General features: G+C 45.2%; 12 protein-coding genes and 1 riboswitch. Of the genes, 5 read left to right on the forward strand and 7 right to left on the reverse strand.

Annotated elements, in window-relative coordinates; translation table 11 throughout:
• Positions 1–96: 96 nt before the first annotated feature.
• Positions 97–1,014: a site-specific tyrosine recombinase XerD gene (xerD, locus tag FTU01_RS02155; RefSeq protein ID WP_159124366.1), complete on the reverse strand. Its 918-nt coding sequence runs from the start codon at positions 1,012–1,014 to the stop codon at positions 97–99.
• 175 nt (positions 1,015–1,189) lie between these two features.
• Between xerD and FTU01_RS02160 the strand changes: the two genes are divergently transcribed.
• The 5 genes from FTU01_RS02160 (at position 1,190) to ftsW (ending at position 6,554) form a co-directional block, all read left to right on the forward strand.
• A complete protein-coding gene (locus FTU01_RS02160) occupies positions 1,190–1,450 on the forward strand; it encodes a FeoA family protein (RefSeq protein ID WP_004787267.1) in 261 nt (86 codons plus the stop codon).
• Positions 1,447–3,303 (forward strand): ferrous iron transporter B, encoded by a 1,857-nt coding sequence (locus FTU01_RS02165; RefSeq protein ID WP_180003813.1) that lies wholly within the window; start codon positions 1,447–1,449, stop codon positions 3,301–3,303. The genes FTU01_RS02160 and FTU01_RS02165 overlap by 4 nt, the downstream gene beginning before the upstream one ends.
• Positions 3,304–3,360: 57 nt before the next feature.
• Positions 3,361–3,612, forward strand: coding sequence for a DUF6587 family protein (locus FTU01_RS02170; protein ID WP_180031560.1), 252 nt, complete (start codon positions 3,361–3,363; stop codon positions 3,610–3,612).
• Between the two features lie 378 nt (positions 3,613–3,990).
• Positions 3,991–5,337 carry a UDP-N-acetylmuramoyl-L-alanine--D-glutamate ligase gene (murD, locus tag FTU01_RS02175; protein WP_180016627.1) on the forward strand — a complete coding sequence of 449 codons (1,347 nt, stop codon included), beginning with the start codon at positions 3,991–3,993 and terminating at the stop codon, positions 5,335–5,337.
• 20 nt (positions 5,338–5,357) lie between these two features.
• Positions 5,358–6,554 carry a putative lipid II flippase FtsW gene (gene ftsW / locus FTU01_RS02180; RefSeq protein ID WP_004787257.1) on the forward strand — a complete coding sequence of 399 codons (1,197 nt, stop codon included), beginning with the start codon at positions 5,358–5,360 and terminating at the stop codon, positions 6,552–6,554.
• Here ftsW and FTU01_RS02185 read toward each other — a convergent pair.
• The 6 genes from FTU01_RS02185 to thiC all read right to left on the reverse strand — a co-directional run bounded on the left by FTU01_RS02185 (position 6,543) and on the right by thiC (position 11,939).
• A complete protein-coding gene (locus FTU01_RS02185) occupies positions 6,543–6,803 on the reverse strand; it encodes a zinc ribbon domain-containing protein (protein WP_034705366.1) in 261 nt (86 codons plus the stop codon). The two genes, ftsW and FTU01_RS02185, sit on opposite strands and share 12 nt — an antisense overlap.
• A gap of 56 nt (positions 6,804–6,859) precedes the next feature.
• A complete protein-coding gene (gene gluQRS, locus FTU01_RS02190; protein ID WP_257233471.1) occupies positions 6,860–7,780 on the reverse strand; it encodes a tRNA glutamyl-Q(34) synthetase GluQRS in 921 nt (306 codons plus the stop codon).
• A 2-nt stretch (positions 7,781–7,782) separates the two neighbouring features.
• On the reverse strand, positions 7,783–8,310 hold the full coding sequence (gene dksA / locus FTU01_RS02195) for an RNA polymerase-binding protein DksA (RefSeq protein WP_004787252.1): 528 nt from the start codon (positions 8,308–8,310) through the stop codon (positions 7,783–7,785).
• 209 nt (positions 8,311–8,519) lie between these two features.
• Positions 8,520–9,332, reverse strand: coding sequence for a 3',5'-cyclic-AMP phosphodiesterase (cpdA, locus tag FTU01_RS02200; protein WP_180025463.1), 813 nt, complete (start codon positions 9,330–9,332; stop codon positions 8,520–8,522).
• Entirely contained in the window at positions 9,329–9,964 is a 636-nt protein-coding gene (locus tag FTU01_RS02205; protein ID WP_179992202.1) for an NUDIX domain-containing protein, read from the reverse strand. Before FTU01_RS02205 ends, cpdA begins: the two co-directional genes overlap by 4 nt.
• Positions 9,965–10,043: 79 nt before the next feature.
• Complete coding sequence (gene thiC, locus FTU01_RS02210; protein ID WP_180138003.1) at positions 10,044–11,939, reverse strand: phosphomethylpyrimidine synthase ThiC; 1,896 nt, start codon at positions 11,937–11,939, stop codon at positions 10,044–10,046.
• A 90-nt stretch (positions 11,940–12,029) separates the two neighbouring features.
• Positions 12,030–12,158, reverse strand: a riboswitch (TPP riboswitch).
• Positions 12,159–12,179: the final 21 nt, after the last annotated feature.

The following is a 12,179-nucleotide window of genomic DNA, read 5'->3' on the forward strand; positions in this document are numbered from 1 at the left end:
ACCCTTTTTTTTCTTGGACTAAAAACAGAGCATTAGCATAGCAAAAAAAGATAGAGCTACGTCAAACTTCTCAGTTTATTCTATTCAAATCAGCTCTTAAGCCCGTGGATGATGGGTTGCATGCAGTTGCTGCATTCTAACTTGTGCCACATGGGTATAGATCTGTGTGGTGGATAAATCACTATGACCTAGCAACATTTGTACTACCCGTAAGTCAGCGCCATGATTAAGTAAATGCGTGGCGAAGGCATGGCGCAAAGTATGTGGAGACAGTTCAGCCTGAATTCCGGCTTGTAGTGCGTAGCGTTTAATGGCATACCAGAAATTCTGCCGGCTCATGATCCCACCATGCTGGGTGAGAAACAGATAATCAGTCGCTGTCTTATACAATTGCGGACGTGCTTCCTGTAAATATTTTTCTACCCATTCACAGGCCATCTGTCCCATCGGCACTAGACGTTCTTTATTGCCTTTACCGACAATACGCAAATAGCCCTGTTTTAAATTAATCAGATCCAGACGCAGATTAATCAGTTCCGTCACCCGTAAACCGCACGCATAAAGCACTTCAAACATGGCACGATCACGTAAACCAAGGGCAGTATTAATATCAGGTGCATGAATCAGCGCTTCGACATCAGCTTCAGACAGGTCTTTGGGCAGGGCACGGCCCAGTTTTGGTGTTTTATGGGCAGCGACCGGATTGTCACTCCGCAGTTTTTGTTCCCGCAGGAATTTATAAAAAGAACGTAAGGCGGACAAACATCGTGCAATTGAACGTGGACTTTTTTGCTGTTTGGTTAGTTCAATCAGCACATCGGAAATATCATCATGGTTCCATTCTGGTAAAGGTTTAACCAGACATTCAGCACACTGGATCAGATCAGACAAATAGGCATTTCGGGTATGAGGGCTCACTGTCTGGGCAATCAGATAATCACGAAAACCCTGTAAGTAACTGAAAGCTTCAGGAATCTGAACTGGACTAGGAATGCGAGGTTTTTTATTCAGCATGATGTTTAATGAAGATAATTTTAAAAGCGAGAAGCCTGATTGCTCATCTCCACTCTAGTTTAATTTTACGAACATGTCGATGTGCTATACAGCTAAGAAGAAATGTAATTAATACTTATTTGTTAATTATTCTCATTTGTTTGTATACTGTACAAAAGTCTTAGGAATTTTCACGGTGCGTTTGTCTGATTTGAAAGCAAAACAAACTGCCATCATTCGAAAAGTTAATCGAACTACTGATGGTAAAGGCGCTTCCCACGATGTTGTGGCCAGTCGCTTGGAAACTTTAGGTTTTGTACCAGGGACTCAGGTACAAGTCATTACCAAAGGTATTTTTGGTGGGGATCCGATTCTTATTCAGGTAGGGTTTACGCGTTTTGCTTTACGAAAATCGGAAGCGGCCAAGATTGAAATTGAACAGGGAGCCGCGGCATGAGTGATACCTTACGTATTGCCCTTGTCGGTAACCCAAACTGCGGTAAAACTTCTTTATTTAACCATTTAACCGGATCTCGTCAAAAAGTCGGCAACTATGCCGGGGTTACGGTTGAACGTAAAGTCGGGAATTTTACGCTTCCTTCAGGCAAACCGGTACGTGTACTGGATCTGCCAGGTACTTATAGTCTGGATGCGACTAGCCCGGACGAAGAAATTACCCGTAATGTGGTTCAGGGTAAAATTGCAGAAGAAGGCCAGCAGGATACTTTCCTGTGCGTTGTAGATGCAACCAACCTAAAACTGCATCTGGGACTGGTACTGGAAATGATTCAGCTGGGTCGTCCAATGCTGGTGGTGCTGAACATGATGGATGAAGCACGCCGTCGTGGCATGCAGATTAATACCCAGAAACTGTCTGAACGTCTGGGTGTGCCAGTGGTTGAGACCGTTGCCGTGCGTACTTCAGGCATTGAAAACCTGAAAAATGCACTGGATAAAAACAAATTTTCTGCCCCGCAAACTGAACTCAGCGGTTTGAGTGGCGATCACCATCATCAGATTACCAGCATTCTGAAAGATGTGGTGAATTATGCCGATCAGGAAGATAAACGTACTGATTTTCTGGACAAGATATTCCTGCATCCGGTATTGGGCCTGCTTAGCTTAGCCATTATGATGTTTGTGGTGTTTCAGGCGGTCTTTGCTTGGGCTGCGCCATTCATGGATGGGATTGAAACTTTCTTCGGCTGGTTGGGCGAGTACATGGGTGGACTGATCGCTCATCCTTTATTAAACAGCTTGGTGGTTGACGGGATTATTGCCGGCGCGGGTGGGGTCGTGGTCTTTCTGCCGCAGATTCTGATTCTGTTCTTCTTTATTCTGGTACTAGAAGAGTCCGGCTATTTACCACGTGCCGCCTTCCTGCTGGATAAATTGATGTTTAAAGCGGGTCTTTCGGGCCGAGCCTTTATTCCATTATTGTCCAGCTTTGCCTGTGCCGTACCGGGAATTATGGCTTCAAGAACGATTAGTGACCCACGTGACCGTCTGACCACGATTTTTGTGGCGCCACTGATGACCTGTTCGGCACGTCTGCCAGTATATGCTTTGCTGATTGCAGCCTTCATTCCTGAGCAAACCGTGTGGGGCTTCATGAATCTGCAAGGTTTGGTGTTATTTGGTCTGTATATGGCCGGTATTCTAAGTGCACTGATTGTTTCCTTTATCCTGAAATTTTTCCATAAGGACAAGTCACAGCATATGCTGTTGATGGAGCTGCCAAGTTACCGTTTCCCGGATGTGAAAAACGTCTGGATTGGCCTACTGGATCGCGGCAAAATTTTCTTGAAGCGTGTCGGCGGCATCATCTTTGCGCTATCCATCCTGCTTTGGTTCCTGTGTACGTTCCCGCAACCACCAGAAGGTGCAACTTTACCGGATATCGATTATTCCTTTGCCGGGATGCTGGGCCATGTGATGCAACCTATTTTTGCACCATTGGGCTTTAACTGGCAGATCTGTATTGCACTGATTCCGGCGATGGCAGCGCGTGAAGTTGTCGTGGCAGCACTGGGTACGGTTTATGCCTTGTCTGCAGTCGATGAAGATGCCATGTCTGAGGGTCTGGCGGCACTGATTAGTGGCGGCGGTGATTTGGGCTGGTCGATCGCGACCGGCTTGTCTCTACTGGTATGGTTTATTTATGCACCACATTGTCTGGCGACCTTAGCCACTGTGAAGCGTGAAACCGGTTCATGGAAAACGGTCAGCTTTATGACCTTCTACCTGTTTGGTTTGGCATATTTCATGTCATTCCTGACTTATCAAATTGCATCACATTATTTGGGTTAAACTGGCTGAAGGGAAACCTTGGCTAGATCTGAATGATCATGTGAATGGGAGATTGAGATGATTGAAATTCTGATTGTAGCGGTACTGGTTGTCTGGAGTGCGCTCGTGGTATTTAAAAAGGTATTTCCGAATACTTCACGCTCAGTCTTCCAGAAGTTGTCTGATGCCTGTGCAGCCAAGGACTGGCATACGCTGGCGAAATGGTTAAAACCGGCTATGGCCAGTGGCTGTGGTGGTAACTGTGCCTGTCCGGCATCGGAACAAAGCTCAAGTACAAAACCTAAAGCTCAGGCAGTGAAATGGAAGTAAACTTTCATTCTGTTTGAGAATAAAAACTGAGCATGCAAATGAGTAGGGAGCTTAGAAATAAGCTCCCTAATTTTTTATTTTTTAAAAACTTATTAATTTATCTAGGTGAAAAGAATCCACTATTTTTCTATATTATGAATGGAAGCGTTATCTGATTTTCCTTTCAAGTTATGGATAGCATAGTCTTAACTTTTATTCCCATGATGGCTCCAATAAAAATTTATTAATTATTAAACCGATTAAAGATGAAGATTTAACGATATTTTTTTACGCCCTGACACAAAAAATGCCAGAGAAAGTCAAAACAGAAAAAGCATTCAAAACAGCAAAGTGCTACCATTTCGTCAGTTTTAAAATAGACCAGAAAATGGGGCGAAAATGTTAATACAACGTGGTGGATTAAAAGTCGTTGCAGGACTTGGGATTTCAGGTGTTGCAGCGGTCAACTTCTTACATGACCAGGGCTACCGCGTTGCAGTAACGGACTCAAGAGCCACCCCTCCGGGACATGACCAGATTCCTGCGGAAGTACAGACCAGTTTTGGCAAGTTTGACCAGAATCTGTTGCTCTCTGCCGAAGAAATTATCATCAGCCCGGGACTCGATCCAAAACTGCCTGAAATCCAGGCAGCACTAGATCAAGGTATTCCTGTGGTAAGTGAAATCCAGATTTTACGTCGTGCGACTGATAAGCCGATTGTGGCGATTACCGGTTCCAATGCCAAAAGTACCGTAACTACTTTAATCGGTCTGATGGCAGCGAATGCGGGTAAAAAAGTGGCGGTTGGGGGGAATCTTGGTCGTCCAGCACTGGATCTGACCAAAGATGATCCTGAACTGTATATTTTGGAGTTGTCGAGCTTCCAGTTAGAAACCACATCAAACTTGCAGGCTGAAGTGGCTGTTGTTCTGAATATGAGTGAAGACCATCTGGATCGTCATGGCGACATGATGGGTTATCACACCGCCAAACACCGTATTTTCCAAGGCGTGAAAAAAGTGGTGTTTAACCGTGATGATTCACTGACCCGTCCACTGGTTCCAGATGCAACACCGATGCAGAGCTTTGGTTTGAATGCACCGGACATCAACCAGTACGGTATTCTCAAAGATAAGGATGGCACGATCTGGCTGGCACGTGGTCGTGAACGTCTGCTCAAAAGTTCTGACATGTACATTCAAGGTACCCATAATGTGGCGAATGCCTTGGCTTGTCTGGCTCTAGGTGAAGCAATTGGCCTGCCAATGGACGTTATGCTGGATACGTTAAAAACCTTCAAAGGTTTGGAACATCGCTGCGAATTTGTTAAAGAAGTCAATGGGGTACGTTATTATAATGACTCCAAAGGAACCAATATTGGTGCAACACTGGCAGCACTTGATGGCTTGGGCATGGCAATCGAAGCTCAAGGTGGTAAAGTTGCCATTATTCTTGGCGGTCAGGGTAAAGGTCAGGACTTTACTGCTTTACGTGACTCATTATCTAAGTATGCAAAAATAGCTGTATTAATTGGTGTGGACCGTCCAATTATTGAAAAAGCCATTGCGGGTACAACTGAGCTGGTGCATGCAGAAAGCCTGCAGGAAGCAGTAGAAATTTGTCAGAAGCGCACTCAGGCACATGATGTCGTGTTATTGTCTCCTGCATGTGCAAGTTTTGACATGTTCTCCGGTTATCCGGAACGTGGTCGCAAGTTTGTGGCCTATGTGAATGAACTCAATTAAGAATAACAAGGATTCGTGATATGGCTGAGTTTGCTCAGACTGCGATCAATAAAATTAATCAATTTTATCAGCAGTGGGTACCTAAGTTACCCGCTGAAGTTAATCCGCGTAATGTGCTGATTTTTTGTGTGCTGGCTTTGCTGTGCATCGGTTCGATCATGGTGGCATCGGCTTCGATGCCTTATGCGGAACGGATGCATGAGAATGCTTTCCATTATGTGACCCGACATGCGATCTCGATTCTGGTTGCGGCGGGTGCAGCCTTTTTAGCCTATAAAGTTCCATTAAAAGTCTGGTTCAATAACACTTTCTTTTTATGGATTATTACCATTGTTTTGCTGGTCGCCGTACTCTTTGTCGGGACTGAAGTAAACGGCTCCAAGCGCTGGATTCGGGTAGCCGGTTTTACCTTGCAGGCTTCCGAAGTCGCTAAGGTCATGATGGCGATTTTTACCGCTGACTATGTAGTCCGTCGTGCTGAAGAGGTTCGTAATAATATCAAAGGCTTGGTACGATTAAGTGCCATCATGGGTGCAACCGTTGGCCTGATTATTCTTGAGCCTGACTTAGGGGCAACAGTGGTAATCACCCTGACCATGCTCGGTGTATTCTTCCTGGCTGGTGCACCCTGGATTCAGTTCGGTGTCGCTTTTATTACTTTATTGGGTGCATTTGCTGCTGCGATTGCTCTGGAACCTTATCGTTTACAACGTTTATTGTCTTTCTCGAATCCTTGGGAAGATCCGCTCGGTACCGGTTATCAGCTTTCTAATGCCTTGATGGCGTTTGGTCGTGGTGAATGGACCGGAGTAGGGCTAGGCCATAGTATCCAGAAAATGTCATATCTGCCGGAAGCGCATACTGACTTTATGTTGGCGATCTTAGGGGAAGAATTTGGTTTCTTGGGTATTTCTACCATTCTGATTCTGTCCTTTACCGTGATGGTTTGCTGTATCCGGATTGGACATCGTGCCTTGCAGCATCAATACTTGCGCGCAGGTTATCTGGCTTATGGGATCAGTATCATTTTCCTGTTACAGATTCTGGTAAACGCCGGGATGAATATGGGTCTATTGCCAACCAAAGGTTTGACCCTGCCATTTATTAGTTATGGTGGTTCATCACTCATTGTCTGTGCAGTGATGATCAGTTTGATTCTGAAAATTGACTCAACTACTCAACAAGTTAATCCAAGTCGGGAAGAATCAAGCTTCTAGATTAGACGGACGCTGTGGATCGGGCTGAGCATGGTTAAGCACTGTGCTCGGCATGACAGTTCCACAGTTCAGGCAACGCACAAAAGTACTTTTTGCCTTAGAAAGTGGAACTAGCGGAATAAAAAATAAAGAAAAATAATTACGCTGCTGTTTGAGTTCATACCCAGAACGGGTTCGGCAGACTGGACAAAGAAACTGACTTTTCTCAATGACCTTGGTTTTCGGTCCTACACCAAAAATAAAAAACATTTTTATGACCCTCACTCGCCTGTGTTATTGCTTTTAGCTTAAGTGAAAACCCGTTTTTATAAATAGTGACCTTGTAGCTCAGTTGTATGCGGGATTCGGGAGATATCCCATTGTGCGACGGCTTGTTCGAGCATACGAGCAGGGCGATCCAGTTCTACGGGCGCCTGACAGAGGGCTTGAAGTGCCTGTTGCAAGAGCAGGGGAGCTTGATCAAGATCCAGTGCTTGCGCCAGATTTTGCTTGGACAGTTTCTGGCCCTGATCATTCATTGCCAGTGGTAAATGCATATAGCTTAAACGCGGATAACCCAACAATTGACCTAGGTAAATCTGACGTTCAGTGTTGTCCAAAAGGTCTGCGCCACGGACTACATGGGTCATGCCTTGCAGATAGTCATCGACTACGACTGCCAGCTGATAATTTATAATGCTATCACGACGTTTCAGTACAAAGTCACCCAACTCCTTTTTCAGTTGTGAGCAGTGTCGGCCTTGCAGACGGTCTTCAAAACAGATTTCAACATCTTCAACCTTGACCCGAATCGCCTGATGTTCAAAAGACAAACCTAAGTCACGACAGGTGTCCTGATAAATATGATTAGAACCCAGCATTTTGCGGGTACATTGGCAGGCATAGACCAGACCCTGCTGACGCAGTTGTTGGATCACATTTTCGTAAATATCCAGACGGTCTTTCTGGTAAATGATTTCTCCATCTGGCTCGAATTCAAAAGCATCCATGGCACGCAAAATATGTTCTTCGCTGCCGGGATAAATTCGCGGGATGTCGGTATCTTCAATGCGGACTAGCCAGCGCCCCTGATGGGCTTTGGCATCACAGTAGCTAGCGACTGCGGTAATGAGTGAACCAAAATGCAAAGGGCCGGTTGGCGATGGCGCGAACCGGCCCACGTAATTCTCTTCAGCTTTCCCTCCCTTTGATAAAGGGAGGGTCAGGGAGGGATTACTTAAAGACATGCTTAACCGTTATTTTGCTTCTCTTTGATCTCTGCCAAAGTTTTGCAGTCGATACATAAAGTTGCAGTTGGACGTGCTTCTAGACGGCGCAGACCAATTTCGATACCACAAGTTTCACAGAAACCGTAGTCATCGTTTTTAATCGCTTCGATAGATTGCTCGATTTTGCGGATCAGTTTACGTTCACGGTCACGAGTACGAAGTTCGATGGCAAATTCTTCTTCCTGAGTCGCACGGTCGTTTACATCAGGGAGTGCAGTGTTTTCGTCTTGCATCGTATTTAAAGTACGATCAACTTCTGACATCAGTTCAGCTTTCCATGCCATCAAGATTTGGCGGAAGTGTTCAAGCTGCCCTTCAGACATGTATTCTTCATTTTTTTTAGGTTGATAAGGTTCAATACCAAATAAGCTAGCAGTAGAACCACCCTCAGTCGTTTTCGGCTTAGATTTGCGCACACGTTTTGTAGGTTTTTCTTCTACAACATCAGTTTGTTCGTCTAAGACTTGATTTTGGTTGTCATTCGCCATTTAGGGCATTCCTCATCATATGCGTATGTTAATACGCAAAAAATATGGTGATATGCAATTTTTATCCACCCTGTAGAAAGATTATCCTCCTACGGGGGTCGTCATCATATAGACTTTTTATGCTTTTTGATAGTCTTTGATGTCTGGATTATAGATATCACATTTCCTTTGGTTGCAATAAAGTAATTCAAAAAAAATAAAATGCAAAGTTAATAACCTGAAATTTCGGTATTAATATTTTGCTGGCTTAAGGTCACACGTTCGATATGTGTATCGAACTCCCCATTTTGTTTCAAATGTAATACACGATAGCCAGGTGCCGCCTGGTCTAGCGCGAATTCATCACTCTTGGGTTTGAACTGTACGCTGGTCGATGGCGTCGATAAAAACTGGATACCGTGCCATTCATTGCAGGAATCCTGATGCACATGACCAAACAGAACCAGCTTCACATTCTGGTGCCGGGCCAGTACATCTTTTAGATCTTCGGCATTCTTTAGCCGGTGCTGGTCAATCCAGTGCGACTTCATCGCAAAAGGATGATGATGGCAAGCCACAACCACATGCTGATTACGATATTCAAGCAATAATTGGTCTAGCTGTTCCAGTTGAGCCTGCTCTACCCAACCATCTATCCGATCCTGGACTGCACTATTTAGTAAAATCAGGGTCCAGTTGCCAAAATGAATCGCATGAGCCTGATCTCGATCCTGATAAAAAGGAAAGACCTTGATGTCATCATGATTGCCCGGAATCTGGTAATAGGGCACCTGGCAAGACTGGATATATTTTAAATAACGTGTATAGGTTTCTGCGACCGGCACCTGTGCCAGATCACCCGTATGTACGAGTGCATCCATTTCTGGAAAATTGTGCTGAATATGCTGCATGACTTCATGGAAGCTCTGCTCGGGATTCATATTCGCGAATTCCAGATTGGGCTGATCCATCAAATGGGTGTCAGAAATCTGGATAATGGTCCATTCTTGTGTCGATGCAGGATTGAATTTTTCCGATGTCATGTCTGCCCCCTTAAACCTGACGGGACAGCCTGTTGATGTTGTTGTAGCCATTGTAAGGCCATAATCACAGGTGCATTTCTAAGGCGACCATTACTCAGCAAGGTCGGAATATCGGCATAATCCAGAATGTGCAGCTGGATATTTTCCCCTTCATCCGGCATACCAAAAATACCGCCTTTTTCAGGCAGTTCAGTCTGGGCGACATAAAGATGAAACAGTTCCGAGCAGGCACCGGCAGAAGGGTAGAAACTGAAAAGATGCTGTAAGGAATCAACAGTGCAGCCTGACTCTTCGAAAGCTTCGCGGCGAATACAGGTCTCAGGCGTTTCATCGCCATCCAGTACACCGGCAATGACTTCTAGTTGCCATGGCGTATCCTGATCATCCAGCCCGCCAATACGGAACTGTTCAATCAAGCCGAATTTTTGCTGTTGATCGTTATACAGCAGTACCCCAGCGGCTTCAGGACGATGGATGAGCTCACGCTGCAATGCAGGTGTATAAGATTCCTGATGGAAGACACGATGACTTAACGTGACTTTTTCCACCTGAATAAATCCCCGATATAAAAACTCACGGGCCTCTATCCTAAAATCTTTTTTATTATAAGAGGCTTGTTTAATAATATTCATAACTCAGAAAAGGATGAAATAACTTATTTTTTTCATCCTATCTGAGATTTTTATGAAAACAACTGTTTTTTTTACGGTTTTACACCTTGTGGTACAATTTTTGACCAGAGCTGTGGAAATCGTTTTTCATCTGGTTGAGGCCGGCTTCAATCTCTGCCTGCGTTACAGCCGGGGTTTCATCAGCAGATAACTGGCTGGCATAATCCCGCACATTCTGGGTGATTTTCATTGAACAGAACTTTGGTCCGCACATTGAGCAGAAGTGAGCCGATTTATGTGCCGCTTTGGGCATGGTTTCATCATGCATGCTGCGTGCTGTGTCCGGATCTAGACTCAAGTTAAACTGATCTTCCCAACGGAATTCAAAGCGGGCTTTGGACAGGGCATTGTCACGCGCTTGTGCTCCCGGATGGCCTTTGGCCAGATCAGCAGCATGTGCAGCAATCTTGTAGGTAATGATGCCATCTTTGACATCTTTCTTGTTCGGCAAGCCTAAATGTTCTTTCGGTGTCACGTAGCAAAGCATTGCCGTACCGTACCAGCCAATCATCGCGGCACCAATGGCCGAGGTAATATGGTCATAACCCGGTGCGATATCTGTGGTTAACGGCCCAAGAGTATAAAAAGGCGCTTCCTTACAGACTTCCAGCTGCAGATCCATATTTTCCTTAATCATATGCATCGGTACATGGCCAGGACCTTCGATCATCACCTGTACATCATGTTCCCAGGCACGATGCGTTAGTTCACCTAAAGTCCGTAGCTCGGCAAATTGCGCTTCGTCATTGGCATCCTGAATACAGCCCGGACGTAAGCCATCCCCAAGGCTGAAAGACACATCATAGGCTTTCATGATTTCACAAATTTCATCGAAATGAGTATAGAGGAAGTTTTCCTGATGATGTGCCAGACACCACTGTGCCATGATCGAACCACCACGCGATACGATGCCAGTCAAACGATTCGCGGTCAGTGGTACATAACGAAGTAACACACCGGCATGAATCGTGAAGTAATCCACGCCCTGTTCAGCCTGTTCAATCAAGGTATCTTTAAAGATTTCCCAGGTCAGGTCTTCAGCTACACCGTTGACTTTTTCTAGTGCCTGATAAATTGGTACGGTACCGATTGGCACTGGAGAGTTACGGATAATCCATTCACGGGTTTCATGAATATTCTGACCAGTCGACAGATCCATAATCGTATCGGCACCCCAGCGGGTTGCCCAGGTCATTTTTGACACTTCTTCTTCAATACTTGAACCCAGCGCAGAGTTCCCGATATTGGCATTAATTTTCACTAGGAAATTACGACCAATGATCATCGGTTCCAGCTCAGGGTGATTAATATTGGCAGGAATAATGGCACGGCCTGCAGCGACTTCCTGGCGTACAAATTCAGGGGTGATTTTCTGTAAATTTTTGGCACCAAAATTCTGTCCCGGATGCTGGCGCATATCGGTCCCTTCCAGCTGACGCAAGTTTTCCCGAATCGCGATATATTCCATTTCCGGCGTAATAATGCCCTGTTTGGCATAGTGCATCTGGGTCACATTCTGGCCAAGTTTAGCCCGGCGTGGTTTCTGGATATGGGCAAAGCGGATATTGGCAGTACGGATATCGCGCAGACGTTGGCGACCAAACTCAGAACTTAAATCATCCAGCATTTCTGTGTCATTACGCTGTTCAATCCAGCCTTCACGCAGATTTGGCAGGCCTTTATTCAGATCAATCTCAACGTTTGGATCGGTATAAACTCCTGAAGTGTCATAGACCATTAGCGGTGCATTATATTCACCACCCAGACCAGTCGGAGTTTCGCTGAGAGAAATTTCCCGCATCGGCACCTGAATATCAGGACGTGAGCCTTGTAGATAAACTTTACGGGAAGCCGGCAGAATGCGGGTCAGATCGCGCGCTTCCTGCTCGTGTGGAGTAAGGGGAGTTTCAGAAGAAAGATTCGTTAACTGGCTCATTGCAATGATCCTTATGAATGACATCAACGAATCAAGCACGACCAAAAACGTGGACAGAATTATCTGGGAGTAGATAAAACAAGGGTAGTCGTTTTTAGATGGCTTGATTCCTACGCAGGTATTAACCTGATCAGGTTCAACGGTACTCACTATCAAATGGCCGAAAAGGCTGATTTAAGTGATCTCAGCGAGTTATTACTCGCGCTCCGTCAAGCGAGGCTAAATCTTAGCTTAGTTGGT

The organism is Acinetobacter sp. YH12043 (genome assembly GCF_013419915.1).
GTDB lineage: Bacteria > Pseudomonadota > Gammaproteobacteria > Pseudomonadales > Moraxellaceae > Acinetobacter.